At 47.8% G+C, this 17,192-nt stretch carries 12 protein-coding genes; 6 read left to right on the forward strand and 6 right to left on the reverse strand.

The genetic code is table 11. The annotated features are described in order from the left end of the window. Positions 1-159: 159 nt before the first annotated feature. The 6 genes from acnB to ELR70_RS05620 all read left to right on the forward strand — a co-directional run bounded on the left by acnB (position 160) and on the right by ELR70_RS05620 (position 11,225). The gene (gene acnB / locus ELR70_RS05595; RefSeq protein ID WP_054017010.1) at positions 160-2,757 is read left to right on the forward strand and encodes a bifunctional aconitate hydratase 2/2-methylisocitrate dehydratase; all 2,598 of its coding nucleotides are present in this window, start codon (positions 160-162) and stop codon (positions 2,755-2,757) included. Positions 2,758-3,039: 282 nt separating this feature from the next. After that, a complete protein-coding gene (locus tag ELR70_RS05600) occupies positions 3,040-4,020 on the forward strand; it encodes a hypothetical protein (RefSeq protein ID WP_054017009.1) in 981 nt (326 codons plus the stop codon). 244 nt (positions 4,021-4,264) lie between these two features. After that, complete coding sequence (locus tag ELR70_RS05605) at positions 4,265-4,885, forward strand: hypothetical protein (RefSeq protein ID WP_128064524.1); 621 nt, start codon at positions 4,265-4,267, stop codon at positions 4,883-4,885. A 416-nt stretch (positions 4,886-5,301) separates the two neighbouring features. Continuing rightward, the gene (locus tag ELR70_RS05610; RefSeq protein WP_054017006.1) at positions 5,302-9,087 is read left to right on the forward strand and encodes a hypothetical protein; all 3,786 of its coding nucleotides are present in this window, start codon (positions 5,302-5,304) and stop codon (positions 9,085-9,087) included. Positions 9,088-9,344: 257 nt separating this feature from the next. Further along, complete coding sequence (locus ELR70_RS05615) at positions 9,345-9,977, forward strand: 2OG-Fe dioxygenase family protein (RefSeq protein WP_054017005.1); 633 nt, start codon at positions 9,345-9,347, stop codon at positions 9,975-9,977. Positions 9,978-9,986: 9 nt separating this feature from the next. Then, positions 9,987-11,225 carry a cysteine desulfurase-like protein gene (locus tag ELR70_RS05620; protein ID WP_054017004.1) on the forward strand — a complete coding sequence of 413 codons (1,239 nt, stop codon included), beginning with the start codon at positions 9,987-9,989 and terminating at the stop codon, positions 11,223-11,225. Between the two features lie 37 nt (positions 11,226-11,262). On the opposite strand, the gene ELR70_RS05625 is transcribed toward ELR70_RS05620, so the two are convergent. From ELR70_RS05625 to glnA, 6 genes are all read right to left on the reverse strand, one after another. After that, entirely contained in the window at positions 11,263-11,721 is a 459-nt protein-coding gene (locus tag ELR70_RS05625) for a cyclic nucleotide-binding domain-containing protein (protein WP_054017003.1), read from the reverse strand. 165 nt (positions 11,722-11,886) lie between these two features. Continuing rightward, positions 11,887-12,012 (reverse strand): hypothetical protein, encoded by a 126-nt coding sequence (locus tag ELR70_RS25685; RefSeq protein WP_277749876.1) that lies wholly within the window; start codon positions 12,010-12,012, stop codon positions 11,887-11,889. Positions 12,013-12,126: 114 nt separating this feature from the next. Then, the gene (gene ntrC / locus ELR70_RS05630; RefSeq protein ID WP_054017026.1) at positions 12,127-13,527 is read right to left on the reverse strand and encodes a nitrogen regulation protein NR(I); all 1,401 of its coding nucleotides are present in this window, start codon (positions 13,525-13,527) and stop codon (positions 12,127-12,129) included. Between the two features lie 55 nt (positions 13,528-13,582). Then, positions 13,583-14,644 carry a nitrogen regulation protein NR(II) gene (gene glnL / locus ELR70_RS05635; protein WP_054017002.1) on the reverse strand — a complete coding sequence of 354 codons (1,062 nt, stop codon included), beginning with the start codon at positions 14,642-14,644 and terminating at the stop codon, positions 13,583-13,585. 57 nt (positions 14,645-14,701) lie between these two features. Continuing rightward, positions 14,702-15,214 (reverse strand): DUF4124 domain-containing protein, encoded by a 513-nt coding sequence (locus ELR70_RS05640; RefSeq protein WP_235577136.1) that lies wholly within the window; start codon positions 15,212-15,214, stop codon positions 14,702-14,704. A gap of 256 nt (positions 15,215-15,470) precedes the next feature. Continuing rightward, positions 15,471-16,877 (reverse strand): glutamate--ammonia ligase, encoded by a 1,407-nt coding sequence (gene glnA, locus ELR70_RS05645; protein ID WP_054017001.1) that lies wholly within the window; start codon positions 16,875-16,877, stop codon positions 15,471-15,473. Between the last annotated feature and the right edge of the window lie 315 nt (positions 16,878-17,192).

Genomic DNA, 17,192 nt, shown 5'->3' on the forward strand with positions numbered 1-17,192 from the left:
AATTTATAGTGAGTATAAGGCGACTAAGTGGTCGTTTGATTTTCATCTATACTCTAAGACCTTATAATCAATCATCATATTTTATGGTTAAGTAAATTTATTGGTGCTATTTGGTACCTGCATTTAACTATCCGTTCACGTCACCAAGAGGGCAAAACAGTGCTTCAAGAATATCGTAAACATGTTGAGGAGCGCGCGGCACAAGGGATCGTCCCTAAGCCGCTCGATGCGCAGCAAACGGCAGAACTGATCGAATTATTGAAAACACCACCGGCAGGTGAAGAAGAATTTATCGTTGATTTATTTATCAATCGTGTACCACCTGGAGTGGACGACGCTGCATACGTAAAAGCGGGATTTTTGGCCGCTATCACAAAAGGTGAGGCGGAGTCCGCATTGATCTCAAAAGCGTATGCAGCCGAATTGTTGGGCACCATGCTGGGCGGTTACAACATTGCGCCTATGATAGATCTTCTGGATGACGATGAGCTGGCTTCTATTGCCGTTAAAGGGCTATCTCATACCCTGCTGATGTTTGATGCATTTTATGATGTTGAAGAAAAAGCTAAAGCAGGTAATGTCTTTGCCAAGCAAGTGATTGAATCCTGGGCTAACGCTGAGTGGTTTTTGGAAAAACCGGCTGTTGCAGAAAAAATTTCCGTGACAGTATTTAAAGTCACCGGCGAGACAAATACCGATGATTTATCACCGGCGCCTGATGCCTGGTCAAGGCCGGATATTCCATTACATGCTTTAGCGATGCTGAAAAATGAACGTGATGGTATTAATCCGGACAAGCCGGGTGAAGTTGGCCCGGTGGACCAGTTGGAAGCCTTGAAACAACAAGGCTTACCATTGGCGTATGTCGGTGATGTTGTAGGCACCGGTTCCTCACGTAAATCGGCGACAAACTCAGTGTTATGGTTTATGGGTGACGACATTCCGTTTGTACCGAATAAGAGAGTAGGTGGTGTTTGCCTTGGTGGTAAGATTGCACCGATATTCTTTAACACTATGGAAGACTCAGGCGCTTTACCTATTGAATTGCCCGTTGATGATTTAAATATGGGTGATCAGATTGATATCTACCCATATGAGGGAGTTGTGAAGCGCCATGGCAGTGATGAAGTGATCACCACATTTAGTCTGAAATCAGAAGTGATTTTGGATGAGGTGCGTGCAGGAGGCCGGATCCCGTTGATCATTGGTCGTGGTTTGACGGATAAGGCTCGTCAGTCTTTAGGCATGGCACAGGAAGAGATATTCTGTAAACCGAAGTTGATCCAGGATTCTGGCAAGGGTTTCACGTTAGCTCAGAAAATGGTAGGTCGTGCCTGCAATATGCCAGGTGTGCGTCCTGGTCAATATTGTGAGCCTACAATGACTACGGTCGGTTCACAGGATACCACAGGTCCTATGACTCGGGACGAACTGAAAGATTTGGCCTGTTTGGGTTTCTCTGCCGATCTGACGATGCAGTCGTTCTGCCATACTTCAGCTTATCCAAAACCTATCGATGTGAATACGCATCATACTTTGCCTGATTTTATTATGAACCGCGGCGGTGTGTCGTTGCGCCCGGGTGACGGGGTTATCCACTCCTGGCTCAATCGCATGTTATTACCAGATACAGTAGGCACAGGTGGCGACTCTCATACACGTTTCCCGTTGGGTATTTCGTTTCCGGCCGGGTCTGGTGCAGTGGCATTTGCTGCTGCAACCGGTGTGATGCCACTGGATATGCCAGAGTCAGTATTGGTTCGTTTTAAAGGTCAGATGCAGCCAGGTATTACATTACGTGATTTGGTTCATGCGATTCCCTACTATGCCATTCAGCAAGGTCTGTTGACGGTCGAAAAGAAAGGAAAAATCAATGAATTCTCAGGTCGTATTCTGGAAATAGAAGGGGTTGAACACCTGACTGTTGAGCAGGCATTTGAATTATCTGACGCATCGGCTGAGCGTTCTGCGGCAGGCTGTACGGTGAAGTTGTCACAGGAGTCCATCGAAGAATATCTGAACTCCAACATCGTCATGTTGAAGTGGATGATTTCCGAGGGGTATGGCGATGTTCGTACGATAGAGCGCCGCATTACTAAAATGGAAGAGTGGCTGGCCAACCCTGAACTGATGACGGCGGACGCTGATGCTGAATATGCGCATACGATAGAGATTGATCTGGCAGAAATCAAAGAACCTATATTGTGTGCACCGAATGATCCGGACGATGCACGTTTGCTATCAGAGGTGACTGGCGAGAAAATCGACGAAGTCTTTATTGGCTCTTGTATGACCAACATTGGCCACTTCAGGGCTGCGGGTAAGTTACTGGATAACTTCGGCGGTCGTCTACCCACTCAACTGTGGGTGGCGCCTCCGACAAAAATGGACAGGGATCAGCTAACGGACGAAGGCTATTATGGGATTTATGGTCGTGTTGGTGCGCGTATCGAAACGCCAGGATGCTCTTTGTGTATGGGTAACCAGGCTCGGGTGGCGGACAAAGCCACTGTGGTGTCTACGTCGACCCGTAATTTCCCCAACCGCTTAGGGACTGGTGCCAATGTTTATCTGGCGTCTGCAGAGCTGGCTGCTGTGGCGGCGATTATGGGTAAATTACCGACCCCTGCGGAATATCAGGAATATGCCGAACGGATCAATGCCACTGCGGCTGATACGTATCGTTATCTGAACTTCCACAAAATGCCTCATTACACCAAAAAAGCGGACAGTGTGATTATTCAGCAGGCCGTGTAAGGATTGTTGATTAGAAAAAGCCAGCCTAGTGCTGGCTTTTTTAGGTTTATGGGTCACTTTGATGCCGCTTATGTATATCAAAAAACCTCTTATTAACCTATGGGTTAAGTGGCTTTTGTTTTCGATTTCAACTGTTTATAGGTTTTTTCTTGATTGGCCTGGGCGCCTTGACTATCCAGTGTGCTGGATTAAAATTGTACAATGATGTAAGAAATTGTGACCAGGGAACGTTACATGCTCCTTGTGTTGCGTTCACGTCCACTCTGCGCAAGGTCTAACTCTATGAATAAATCGTTCATTATGGTGTGCTGTTTCGCAACAGGCACAGCAGCCGCTGCACCTAACCCCTCTTTTAGTGAAATCCGGCTTGGCTTTGAATCCATTGATTATAGTGAAGCGCTCAATGATTTGAGCGGACTGGGTCGTCTTACCCAGGATGCGACTGTTAGGAACCCGACTATCCGACAACTTTCATATTCTGGCATCAACGATGACTGGGGAGTCTATATCGGGACGGCTGCAACGATATATCCAGGCCTGGATACAGAGACCTGGTATGTGCATGATTTTACGGACCCTAACGACAGCTCAGTGATACACCAATTTGGCGCCGTACAGCTCAACGATTTTAAAGTTAAGTCCAACGAAATTGCGATGAGTGCCGCCTATAATATGACGCGGGCATTGCAGGTGACTATGGGGGGACGGGTATTCACCACCAGTTTCACTCGCTCGGATTTTCAATTTGCACAGCCCGGTGCAGGTCAGTTTGATGAGGTTTTACAGTCAGCACCACGTGGTGAAAATGATCCGGTAGCCCGTTTTAATTTGCCCGGGCAAAACAACATTGGTACAGGGGATTTAGAAGGCCTGCCAGGTAACTTGCAATCTGTGGTGTCAACGACCGAAGATCAAATGAGTATTATTGCGGCCGTTGGAGTCAGATATGATAGTAAGTTGCAGGATATCGGCAATAAATTCAGCTGGTATGCCGATGCTGAAGTTACGCTCCCAGTGTATACTCGGGTGCAAAATACCCGCACCATAGAAAAAACACTCAGTGAAACGTTTAACGGCTGGGGCATTCAGGGCCGCGCGGGTGTTCGTTATCAGGTTTTTAAAACGATTGCTGTGATGGCGGGGGTTGATGTGTCCTATAAGGAGCGTGATGCTATCTCAGAGTCAGATGGCAGCCGCCGCACCGTGCCAGATATCGAATATACTAATGTGTCTTTTTCAGCTGGATTACAGTGGAGCTATTAATGTACAAACAAAGCAGTATCGCCTTATTACTGGCAGTAACCTTGTTAGGCGGGTGTAAAACGCTTGATTCAGTGAGTAATATCGTCAGCGGTGACAGTGCCACACCAGAGCAAACAAGCTGTGGCAGTCTCTGCAGCAAGACTTCGCAGAGCTGCGTGCGAACCCAGGTGAATCTCTCGAAAGTGCCTCGCTGTTTTCGTCTGATACAAAAGCCGATGAGGTGATGGCAAGCAGTCAGGAGATTGTGAGTTTGCTCGCAGCCGCGCAAAGCGCAAAACAAGCCATAGTAAGCGTACTGGAGCCGATCCGTTCTCATTTTGCTGTACTCGATAAGTTAGAAACCCAAGGCCATTTTGCGCGCCGCTATGAGCGTGCGCAAAGTCGCCACCTTGAATTCAAGGGAATGCTGGTGGCGGGTAAGCGTGCACAGGTTGAAGAGGCGTTACCTGAATTTCAGTCTCAGCTTCATGCATTAGAGCAAGATGCTGCCGAGCACTACTTTTTGGGTAAAGTACTTGAAGATGTGAAACGATTAGCAAGCTCAGACAAGGCCGAGGTTTTACCTACAGTTTATCAGGATGTCAAAACCAAGACAGAGTCGGCGCGGGGGTTTATTCGTCAAAATGTGCGAGCTTACGACGACATAAAACACACTGTTAACCTCGCTGAGTTACAGATAAAAAGGATGGAACAGCTTTTCTCGGAGCACTTGAGCAGAAAAGCCGCTGTAGAAGATAAGCGTGTTGAAGCACATTTACTGACACTTGAAACTCAGCTTTTTCAAATGACCCAAAAAGCAGGCCTGGGGGATTTGCGTCATCTGAGTTTTAGCGAGCAGTTGGAGGCGATTAACAACAAGCTATAGCAACAGGGTACACAGCGCCTGTAATACATGGGCAGTCATACAAACGCTTGTCACAAAAGATTATACACAAACAGACCATGAAAGGCTGTGAGTGCTGGGGGCTTATTTATAGCAATAGAGCTCTGAATATTAGTACTTACAGAAGAGTTAATGACAAGTGAAGCTCTTTCCTTAAACTCAACTGATGCACCCATAAAAAGACAAGGCTTTTGCGCAAAGCCTTGTCTTTTTGTATCTGCTTCTTGCCTTCACTCTCTTCGCTACATTGTTAATAGTCAGCAATGACAATAATTGCTATTTATTTACCTGTTGACAATATGGAAACAATGTTAAAATGAACGTTGAAATTACGCTACAAAGCGATGAGACAACACAATAATACGAGGATGGATAACCTTAATGCAGGAAGTACAATAATGATTAAAATTAAGAGACTAATGGATTTAGGTCAGAGTAAATGGTCGCTTAGTGCAGCCTTAGCGCTCACATTGAGCGGATGTGGAGGGGGGAGTGACAGTGCCGGAACATCTGATTCTGTTCAGCGTACTGTCACACCTGAAAAGAACCAGGTGCCGGTGGTGAGCATCGCTACCTTGCCCGAACAGCGGGAGCGCATCGCATTTTCGCTGACAGCCAGTGCAAGTGATGCCGACGGGAGAGTGGCCAGCTATGCCTGGTCTCACAGCTCATCACTTTCTTTGCTGGAAGTCGACACGGATACGGCAACACCCACCTACACTGTGCCCGACATTCACGAAGATGCGAATATTACCTTTACGGTTACGGTGACCGACGACCAGGGCGCAACTCAACAATCTAGTCACAGTGTGTTGATCAGGCGTAATACAGCGTCAGTAACCTTGAATGGGCGCGTGACGGATGAGCCGATTGCCAATGCTGATGTGATATTGACTGCGGGTGAGTCTAAGTTGCAGGTCAAGGCGAACACAGATGGTCATTATTCTGCGACATTGGTTGTGGATGAGAACGAGGTACATTACCCGGTCATGATTTCAGCAACTGGTGTTGATGCACAGAGCGAGGTTAAGTTTGTTTCTGTGCTGAACTCCATGACACATCTTGTTCAACAAGCGGGTGAAGATGCTCAGCTTGATAAGACCGAGAACTTTGGCGTTAATGTCACGAACGTGTCGACTGCAGAATATGCTCTGATGACGCGCGCAGGTACTGCGCTTAACAGTGACGTCGAGTTAAACCAGGCGCTACTCAATGTCGATGCTGACGAAAAAATGTTGCTGGCTTCATTGATTAAAATTGTTGTTGATAATAGTGATTACAGCCTCCCGGAAGGCGTTACTTCGACATTGGACTTGATTGACGATGAGCATACAGCTCAACAATTTGAGAATGACATCAATGTCGCAGATCCAACGCTGATAGAGACGATTAAAACTGCGATAAAGCAAGATGGCGACTTGATTGACGACACAACCGCTCCGCTGGGAGGCGAATTTATCCTGCAGGCTGTGAAACACTTTAATGCAGCTGCATATCATGTCAGCCTGAACGATGCGGGACAAGGCACGCTCTCAGCAATCAATACTGTGAAGATCGAAAGCTGGCAACAAGACAACAATACAGTTCGGATCTCTCTGGCTGAGCCGCTACATATCTCAACGTGGGAGAACAATCCTGACCGTTCCGTCTACATTGATTCACTGGAAATGACAATTCTGGCGGAGAATTCAGTGTTCAGAACAGTCGACATTATTGAGCAGGGCACGACTGTATTCAGCGGCAATGACCCATATACGGAACCTTATGTAAAATCCTACACCAGCAATTTGCTGAATAAAGAGATGACCCTGGCCCTGCCTGGCGAAGAGGAGATGCTGGGTTTGTGGCATATTGAGGTGCGCGAAAGCGACGGTCAGGCTGGTCGAGGCTCCCCTGATCAGTATCTGCTGGAGCGAAACGGAGAAATCTCCACACCTTTACAAGACTCACAACGTGAGGTGCTGGCCTGGCGTATACATGACAATATGCTTGAGGTGGACTACCGAATAGGAGAACAAACCATAACAGAGGTGTTCTGGATAACCAAGAAACTCGGTGCTGCTTATCAATATGTCAGTCTGGCTAAAGGAGAGGCAGGCATGGCTGATACACGTTATGGGATCCTGGTTAAACAGCAGTCTGATGCAGCATTTACCGACAACAATGTGATTGGCCGTTGGCAAGGGTTTATTGGTATGAGTCAGGCGCCCTTCGACATGGATTTGTTTAGCAGTGGTGAATTATATATTGATACTTTTGACAGGCAATATGCCTGGCGTGTCGACAATGGCGAGTTAATCCGAGAGCGTTTTAGGTATGACAACACACTAACTCCGGAATGTAAGCCGGGTATGCCTGACTGTATTTTGGAAGCTAAAGTGACACATCAGTTAGTGGCACAATCAGGTGATCATTATTATGTAAACCGCCAGTTTGAGCAATTTGATCGTGAAGGTAATACCACTTCTTTCTATCACAGTCTGCTGGTCTATCATTATACCCCTGAAATAGTTCAAACTGAGTTTTTGCCAAGCAATTTGGACGATATTCACCATATGTGGGCAAATGACGAGAGCTCTGGTTGGAGCAATGTCACTTTTGGACCTATGCGTTGGTACTCAGAGAGTTCTGATAGTGTTACAAACCGGCTGATTATTGATAACACTGTATATCAGTATGAACTAGAAAATGGCAAACTGGCGATCATGCTTGACGGGCAAGCACATTATGTGGAACTCCTGAACTATGATGTAGATGGTATGCAGATCTGTTTTTATGCTGCCAGCCGAGGGTGTCAGGAGTCAGATAAGCAACAGTGGTACTACAATTTTGACGGTTACGCGGTAACGACTCAGGTAATAGGTCAGGGCAAATTTTACCCGAGCTATCAGGAGTCTCCAGAAGGAGACTCTGCATTTTTCTATGTTGAGCCGGAGGCTGGTTACATGCTGCAGAGTATCATTGGCTGTGATGGTGAGCAAAATGGTCTAGATTATCTCATTACAGCACGTGATACGGATTGTGAAATTACAGCAACTTTTGTTGAAAAGCCCAACCTGGCTGAGCTGGCCGGTATTACGGATCTCCGTCTTGCTGAGTGTGTCAACCAGGCATCAGTTCTCTCGCCTCAGGCAATTACCTCGCTGGCTTGCACCCCAGAAGATGCCATTCAGTCACTCAATGGATTAAATAGTTTAACCGGTTTGCAAGACCTTACGCTTGGTCCTGTGGCTGTAACTGACTTTGATCTGTCTGCTTTGAGTCAGCTGACATCTTTGGCCATTGAGGGAAGCGAGCGAGGGATCACCAGCTTAACGATTTCTCATCCTGAAAAGTTGCTTGAGCTGACATTAAGTGAGGCTGAACTAAGTGATGGCGTGCTGACGTCGTTGGAACTGGCACGCTTTACTTCACTGCAGCGGCTCGATTTAACCGGTAATGCACTCAGCACCTTTAATGGTGAGAGTTGGCCTGACTTGGTTGCTCTGACATTAGCGGATAATCAGCTAGAAGTACTAAATCTTAGTCAAAACTTTAAGTTAAATGAGCTGAAAATCAGTAATAACTTGCTGTCGACGTTGGATATTTCTAATAATCCAGAGCTGCAAATTCTTGATATTAGCGCTATACCACTTGAACAGCTGGACTTGAGTCATCATGTCCAGCTGACAAGTCTGAAACTCAGCAGAAACCCGATTAAGCAAATTGACTTGAGTCACAACTCTTTATTGGAGAGTCTGTCTTTTTCTTACACATCGATTGCTGAGCTAGATTTGCGGCATAACCCGCTGCTGAATAATGTCTATGTGCGGGCTAATGCGTTGCGTTCAATAACTGGGATTGAGGCGATAGAAAATAAAGATGTGCGGCTTGAGCTTAGTCAAAACCCTCTGAGCAACGATACGCTTTCTTACCTTCTACAGTTGCGAAACGATGGGTACAATGACCTGACTTTCGGTCAGTCTTCTTTGGCCGAGATAGTCATTACGGGCCGGGGCAGTGTCAGTGAATCTGCTATTGAACTTGAAAATAACCAGTATCTTGATCTGTTCTTGCAGCCAGATACTGGTTATCAAGTGGGAAGTGCCACAGGTTGTCCGGGGGTTTTATTAAACAGGCTTTACACGCTAGGTCCACTGCAAGGCTTCTGTGTACTGCAGGTGGAGTTTGTACCGCTACCGTGACCCAGTACTAATATAGTGTTATGCGATGCAACCAGAGTTGCGATTGCGCTGACGAAAAAACAGGACTTTGCGTGCAAAGTCCTGTTTTTTTATGTGGCAAGCTGTCAACTTGTAACTTGTGTATTTTTGATTTAAAAAATTGCAAAAAGCAGGCTAATTATTCTTTTAAACCGACTAAATAGACAGATTCAAAATCACAATTTCCTCAAAAATGGATTAAGATCACCGCCAAATTGTCATCCCTAGGCGAGAGCAAAATGACCGCAGTAAACAACCAGAATTTGCTACAACTTCGTTTTATTCAACAAGCGCAGATCGATGCCGTTAAACCTTCGTTTAACCGTCTGCCAGATAACCCGTATGCAGACGGCGCATTCAGAAAACGCCGTTACTCTGTATTGAAATTCGCCGGTGGCGAGGTGGCATTGCAGCCGACCAAAGCCTTTGTCCAGGACGACTCAATCAATACCTTTCAGGGTAATGTTGAGCGTGTGTATGAAAACCTGGAAGATGAGCTGATCCACAGTGACGGTTTTAAACATCTGTTGAATGAGTTTAAAGCAATGACAGGCATCAGTGATGAGCGTGATATTGAAGTACACCAGTTCCGCATGTTGGCCATTGAGAGTGATACACCGCCAGCACCAGAGGGTGTGCATCAGGATGGTTTCGATCATGTGTGTGTATGTGGTGTTTCTCATGAGAACATCGCAGGTGGTGAGTTACTGGTGTATGAACACAAAGAGGCTGAACCATGCTTTAAAATGGAGATCAAAGATGGCTTGTTCGCTTTGGTCAATGACCGTGAGGTGTGGCACAACGCGACGCCAATGAACAAGTTAGATGCCACGCAGACCGGCTACCTGGACTGCTTTGTGTTCACCGCGTAAGAGGCCATTATGAATCTGAATCAAGTGCGTCGTCAGTTTCCTGCGCTAATGCAGCAAGTGGCTGGTCATTCACCTATTTTCCTCGATGGTCCGGGTGGCTCACAGGTTCCTCAGTCAGTCTTGAGTGCCATGTCTGCTTATCTGGGTTACTTTAACTCAAACCTCGGCGGGGCGTTTTTCTCCAGCGATAAGACTGTTGAGCTGATGAATAATGCCCGCCAGGCTGTGGCAGATCTGCTTAACGCACCGGCTAAAGAGCAGATTGTGTTTGGTGCTAATATGACCAGCCTGACCTTTAGCTTCAGCCGTGCCATTTCGCGCGACTGGCAGTCGGGTGATGAAGTGATTGTCACCAATGCCGATCATTTCTCGAACGTGTCGTCATGGCGTCAGGCTGCCGAAGACAAAGGTGCCAGTGTGCATGCGGTTAAAGTGAATGAGGCCGATTGTACACTGGATATGGATCACTTCCGCAGTTTGCTTAGCAACAAGACTAAGCTGGTGGCGGTGACCTATGCATCTAACACAACGGGCTCTATTAACGACATTAAACAGATAGTTGAGCTGGCGCACCAATTTGGTGCCTTAGTGTATGTGGATGCGGTACATTATGCGCCGCATGAACTTATCGATGTGCAGGCGCTGGATTGTGATTTCCTGGCCTGTTCGGTGTATAAGTTTTTCGGCCCTCATGTGGGCGTGGTATACGGTAAAATGGCGCACCTTGCCGGCTTTACACCTTATAAAGTTGAACCGGCAAAAGACGTTGTGCCAGGTCGCTGGGAAACTGGAACACAGAGCTTTGAAGGCCTGGCTGGCGTTGTCGCCGCCATCGACTACATTGCATCATTGAGCGGACTACCTGAAGATACCCCACGACGTGAGCGGTTAGGCGTGGCTTTTGCAAATACTAAAGCCCATGAAATGGCGTTGAGTGCGCACTTTTTGTCACGCTTGCAGGCATTCCCGCAGATCCGCTTGTTTGGTATTTCAGACACCACTCGTCTGGCAGAGCGCACACCGACCTTTGCATTGACCTTTGAGGGCATTGCACCGCGCACTGTATCCGAGTATCTGGGCAAGCAGCATATTTGTGTGTGGGACGGTAACTTCTACGCGCAGGGCTTATGTGAGCAACTGGGTGTGATGGAGAGTGGCGGTGTGGTGCGTATTGGGTGTATGCACTACAACACCATCGAAGAGCTGGACATTTTGTTCGGACACTTCGAAACGTTACTGGCACAGTAACACTGAAAAGGCGCCCTCCGGCGCCTTTTTTGATCCGCTATAAATGGTCTTCAATATAATGGTTGAGTTGACTGATCCGCGCGCTCATTCCATCTATGATCTTATCTTTGATTTTTTCTCTGATCACATTGGGCAGTCGGGTCAGTGCATCGGGTGTGATTGCCAGTAAAATGGTATCTTTGGTTGCCTGTGCACTGGTGCTGCGCTCCCTATGGGTAATGAACGCCCCTTCTCCGAGGAATTCACCCGGACCGACTTTGCCAATCGCGTGATGCTGATCCTGAGTGTAGATTGACAGCTCGCCGCTGAGCACAATGTAGAGTCGATTATCTTTGTCAAAGCGCCGAAATGCATGCCTGTCTTTACTGACCAGATACAGGTGACTAAAGGACTCCAGCAGTACCTGACGTTCAGACAGGGTAAACTCTTTAAAGAAGGCCAGTCTGTTGAGAATTTCCAACTGTTTGATCAGTGGAATATGCTCCAATAGTTTCATAATATACAGCAAGTTCGGATCTATATGACTGCATAGTGCTTGCTTTTTACTGTGGGGTCAAGGTAGCAGCCGATGCAGAAACTGCCGGGCTTTCGCTCGGCAGTCGGGCACGTATTTAGCAGCCCGGATCATACGGAGAGGTTGGGCAAGTCAGCCCCTTGTAGGTCATACATCCGGGTTGTAAGGTGAGCTGGCATACATACCACCAGCGGCCTGTGGGGTCAGCTCCTGAGCCAGTGGAGTTTTGTTGTCCAAGCGTTTGAGCGATTTTTTCTGTAATCTGATTTTCATAGTCGTTCCTTAAATGTTGTATTTCGTTCTTTTTATGTGCCGAGGCACGTATTAAAAGTACGGTTTCCAGCTTTCAGGAACAAGTGATGTTTTTTCATACAGCTGCCAGCACACTCAGGTAAAGTTGCGCTCTTTCAGCTTTCTCGTCAGGGTATTGCGTCCCCAGCCGATTTTCAGGGCGGCTTCTTGTTTGTGGCCATGACACACGGCCAGTGCTGTTTTTATCAATCTGGTTTCGAGTTGTGCCTGAACCTGAGGCCAAATGTCTTCCTTTCCCTGGTGCAGCTCTTGCTCCAGCCAATGCTGAAAGGCATCCAGCCAGTCACCTTCAACGGCATCTGTCGAGCTAAGTTGTACAGGTTGGTTCAGCTCTTCAGGCAGGTCAGCGACATTGATAACATCGCCTGGTGCCATCACAGTTAGCCAGCGGCAGCTGTTTTCAAGCTGGCGAACATTACCGGGCCAGTGAAACGCCTGCATGACGCTAAGCGCCTCTTGGGTCAATACCTTACTCGGTACCTTCAACTCTTTTGCACTGCGAGCTAAAAAGTTCTCGCTCAATTTGGCAATGTCTTCACGGCGCTCTCGCAGCGGAGGGAGCTTCAGCCTGACAACATTCAGGCGATGGAACAAGTCCTCACGAAACTCCCCTTGTTCAACCAGACGCTCCAGATCCTGGTGTGTTGCTGCAATGATCCGCACATCCACTTTCACACTATGGTGACCACCGACCCGATAAAACTCGCCATCAGCCAGCACTCTGAGCAGGCGGGTTTGCACATCCAGTGGCATGTCGCCGATTTCATCCAGAAACAGCGTACCGCCATTGGCTTGCTCAAACCGTCCACGGCGAATGCTGTCAGCACCGGTAAAGGCGCCTTTTTCGTGGCCAAACAGTTCAGATTCGACCAAATCTTTAGGAATGGCGGCCATGTTGAGAGCGATAAATGGTTGTTCTTTGCGCGGGCTATGATTGTGTAAAGCACCTGCTACAAGCTCCTTACCTGTGCCGGATTCGCCGTTAATCAGCACGCTCATGCTGGAGACGGACAATTTACCTATGGCGCGGAAAACTTCCTGCATGGCCGGTGCTTCACCAATAATGTCGGGTTGTTTGGCATTACTGCTGGGTCGTCTGGCTTTATTATTTTGTGAACTTGCCTGATAAGCGCGCTCAACCAGAGAGACCGCTTCATCAAGATCGAATGGCTTGGCCAGATACTCAAAAGCCCCTTTTTGGAAGGCGTTGACAGCGGAATCCAGATCGGAATGGGCGGTCATTATGATGACCGGCAGGTTCGGGTGTTGTTCGGCTATTTCTTCGAGCAGTGCCATACCGTCTATGCCTGGCATCCTGACGTCTGAGATCAGCACGGCGGGTTGATCATAGGTCAGGGCGGTGAGCACATCCTGGCCATTGGAGAAACTTTCGGTTTGAAAGTCCGCACGGGCCAGCGCTTTTTCCAGGACAAAGCGTATAGAGGCGTCATCATCGACAAGCCAAACATTTTTCATTGTGTGATCCCACTTCTCATAATTAGTTACCAGCGCATCTTTGTTTGCGATGCGTTTATGCGTCAAACGGCAGGTAGATAGCGAACTCCGTATGTCCGGGCCAGCTGTCACAATCGATAAAGCCATGGTGCTGCTCAACCAAAGTTTGTGCAATGGACAAGCCTAGTCCCGAGCCACCTTCTTTATTGGTCACCATTGGATAGAACAGGGTTGCCTGCATTTCTTGCGCAATACCTGGGCCATTGTCTGTCACTCGGATCTGTAGCGCTTTTTTCATTAACTGCTTACCACGCCTGATGCGATGGCGGATCCGAGTGGAGACTTTAATCTCGCCTTGCTTACCCAGTGCTTGTTGTGCATTGCGAACAATGTTTAAAACCACCTGTTGAATTTTCGCCTCATCCATAACTACATCCGGGATACTGGGGTCATAATCTTTGACCAGTCGGATCCCAGGTGCGCCGTCGAGTTCGCTGAGACGGAGCACCGACTCCAACATACGGTGGACATTACAGGGCTCCTTTCTGGGTAATTCATTGGGCCCCAGCAAACGGTCGACCAGTTCGGTCAGACGGTCGGCTTGTTCGATGATTAGCTCGGCGCACTCGTCCCGCTCTTCCTGCTGAACTTCATACTGCAATAATTGCGCCGCTCCTCTGATCCCACCTAATGGATTTTTTATCTCATGCGCCAGCCCTCGGATCAGGTTTCTGGCAGCCTGATATTGGTGTGCCTGATTAAAGGCCTGATCAAAGCGCAGCTCTTCGTCAATTCTGCGGCATTCCAGTTGAATAAACGCACGACCCTGGAGAATAAAGCGGCGTGCGAACAGGTTCAGTGTGCTGGCGCGATTGTCGATGAAGACCACGTCAACCTTATGTTGTTGACAGTCGACTCCATCGTCCAGGACATATCGTTGCAGCCGCTTCATGTCGATCATGTGGTGATGAAAAATGGTTTCGAAAGGCTGATTAAGTAGCCGCTTATTGCCCAGCCCCAGCAGTTCACTGGCGCTGTTGTTGGCAAAATAAATGGTCAAATCTTCAGTTAATAAGATCACCGCGGTAGATAAATTTTGCCATAACTCGTGTATCAGTTCAGAGGAGGGTTGTGCCATATTGGATCGCCTTGCACCAAATTGGTGCGCCGCAGATTAGCACACCTGTTATTATAATCAACGGTTGAGCAGACTGGCGCGATGCAGGAAAAAGGTGGTTACTGCACTTTGGGCAACCAGCATGCCTTTGTCATCAAAAACCTTCATCTGCAATTTGTGTTCCCCCCTGGGCACGTCTCGTAACGCAAAAGAAGCAGTGGTCTGTTTAGGACCGGTCGCCTTGCCATTCAAAAAGAGCTGCACCTGAAAGCCATTGGCAAAACGGGGCGTCACTAAGCCATTCACATAAACGCTGCCACTATTTTCTCGCAGTGTTTGCTGGTCGCTCGGTGCGGTAATCTTCGCCTGATAGGTTACAGCTGGCGTCGTTTGGGTAGGGATCAGAATACTGGTATCTGTGGCCGGCATAGTGAGCATATTGGTGCTGAGTTTGACTTTTTCAGAGCCCTTTTTCGGCACATCGGAGTAAACCCAATTACCGTTCTTATCTTTCCAGCGGTAGACTTTTTGATCTGATACAGCGCTGCCGCTGTACACCAAACACAGAATCACCCAATAAAGCCGCAACACAATTTCACCTTGCTCAAAAGACGCACATGACCAGCTATAACTTTAGTGCTTTTAGCGCAAGTTTACCATTGCACCGATACGAAAAAAGCCCGCAATGCGGGCTTGAGAACACATATGATTTAAGAGCGCAGAGTCAGCCAGTACTTTCACCGAACAGCAGCCCGGTCGGTGAGCGAATACGGCTTAACTAAGTATTCTGGGCTGCGCAGTGTACAAGCCTTATCAGCCTGTACACACCAGAACACCGAAAATCAGCTTATACGCTGTAGTACATTTCGAACTCAACCGGGTGAGTTGTCATGTTCAGCTTCTCAACTTCCTGAGACTTCAACGCTATGTATGCATCGATCAGGTCATCAGTGAATACACCGCCCTGAGTCAGGAATTCGCGATCTGCGTCCAGAGAATCCAGTGCTTCTTGCAGTGAAGAGGCAACCGTCGGGATCTCTGCCGCTTCTTCCGCTGGCAGGTCATATAGGTCTTTATCCATCGCATCGCCAGGGTGGATCTTGTTTTTGATACCATCAAGGCCTGCCATTAGCATGGCAGAGAACGCCAGGTACGGGTTCGCAGTAGGATCCGGGAAGCGTACTTCAATACGACGTGCTTTTTCAGACGGTACAACCGGGATACGGATAGACGCTGAACGGTTACGTGCTGAGTAAGCCAGCATAACAGGCGCTTCAAAGCCAGGTACCAGGCGCTTGTACGAGTTGGTAGAAGCGTTAGCAAATGCATTGATGGCTTTAGCGTGCTTGATGATACCACCGATATAGTAAAGGGCTTCTTCAGACAGACCACCGTACTTGTCGCCTGCGAAGATGTTTTTGCCATCTTTACCCAGTGACTGGTGACAGTGCATACCAGAGCCGTTGTCGCCAACCACAGGCTTAGGCATAAAGGTCGCTGTTTTGCCATACAGGTGCGCCATGTTATGGATAACGTATTTCATTTCCTGAATTTCGTCAGCCTTGATCACCATAGTATTGAAGCGTGTTGCGATCTCGTTCTGACCGGCTGTTGCTACTTCGTGGTGGTGTGCTTCAACAACCTGACCCATTTCTTCTAGTACCAGACAAGTCGCACTACGCCAGTCACCTGATGAATCAACCGGTGCAACCGGGAAGTAACCGCCTTTTACGCCCGGACGGTGGCCCATGTTGCCTTCTTCGTAGCTTTTATCTGAGTTCCAGCTCGCTTCCTGGGCATCAATTTTGTACATAGAGCCAGACATGTCTGTTTTGAACTTCACGTCGTCAAACAGGAAAAACTCAGGCTCAGGACCGAATAACACTGTGTCAGCAATACCAGTAGAGCGCATGTAGTCTTCTGCACGCTTAGCAACAGAGCGTGGGTCACGCTCGTAACCTTGCATGGTTGAGGGCTCAAGTACGTCACAACGTACGATCAGCGTGGTTTCTTCTGAGAAAGGGTCTAGTTTAGCGGTAGAGGCGTCTGGCATCAGTACCATGTCTGATTCGTTAATGCCTTTCCAGCCTGCGATAGACGAGCCGTCGAACATCTTGCCGTCTTCAAAGAAGTCTTCATCGGCTTGGTGGTGAGGAATAGAAACGTGTTGTTCTTTACCTTTGGTATCCGTGAAACGTAAATCAACGAATTTAACGTCATGCTCTTTAATTAAATCTAAAACCGATTGTGACATGTGTCCTCCGACTCGTAGGGTTATTTTTTGTTGCAGTGCTCTGCATTTGCGCACTACTAAGCGTTATTCGTGCCAGTTTTGTAATTCATTGTTAATCAATGGATTATTTTTATCCATAACGTATTTAATCTTATTTTGCACCATCGTGGTGCGTGTCAATATTGGGTTTCGCACCACACTGGTGCGCTGCGCAATGGTTTCACTTTAGCACATGGCTGTGACTGTGGAGCGACAAAACAGCAGACTTTGCGCATTTCACGGTCTGGGTTGTAAAAAAAAGCTGGATAAACTTTCATCTGTCACATTATTAGGGGA

It is taken from the genome of Pseudoalteromonas sp. R3, from assembly GCF_004014715.1.
Taxonomy (GTDB): Bacteria; Pseudomonadota; Gammaproteobacteria; order Enterobacterales; family Alteromonadaceae; genus Pseudoalteromonas.

What these genes read in the sequence shown, in the direction of transcription:
- glnL (WP_054017002.1), bottom strand. Translation starts at nt 14,644, where the DNA reads ATGGCACAACCCTCCTCTGAACTGATACACGAGTTATGGCAAAATTTA.
- ntrC (WP_054017026.1), bottom strand. Translation starts at nt 13,527, where the DNA reads ATGAAAAATGTTTGGCTTGTCGATGATGACGCCTCTATACGCTTTGTC.
- ELR70_RS05615 (WP_054017005.1), top strand. Translation starts at nt 9,345, where the DNA reads ATGACCGCAGTAAACAACCAGAATTTGCTACAACTTCGTTTTATTCAA.
- ELR70_RS05620 (WP_054017004.1), top strand. Translation starts at nt 9,987, where the DNA reads ATGAATCTGAATCAAGTGCGTCGTCAGTTTCCTGCGCTAATGCAGCAA.
- glnA (WP_054017001.1), bottom strand. Translation starts at nt 16,877, where the DNA reads ATGTCACAATCGGTTTTAGATTTAATTAAAGAGCATGACGTTAAATTC.
- ELR70_RS05610 (WP_054017006.1), top strand. Translation starts at nt 5,302, where the DNA reads ATGATTAAAATTAAGAGACTAATGGATTTAGGTCAGAGTAAATGGTCG.
- ELR70_RS25685 (WP_277749876.1), bottom strand. Translation starts at nt 12,012, where the DNA reads ATGAAAATCAGATTACAGAAAAAATCGCTCAAACGCTTGGACAACAAA.
- ELR70_RS05600 (WP_054017009.1), top strand. Translation starts at nt 3,040, where the DNA reads ATGAATAAATCGTTCATTATGGTGTGCTGTTTCGCAACAGGCACAGCA.
- ELR70_RS05625 (WP_054017003.1), bottom strand. Translation starts at nt 11,721, where the DNA reads ATGAAACTATTGGAGCATATTCCACTGATCAAACAGTTGGAAATTCTC.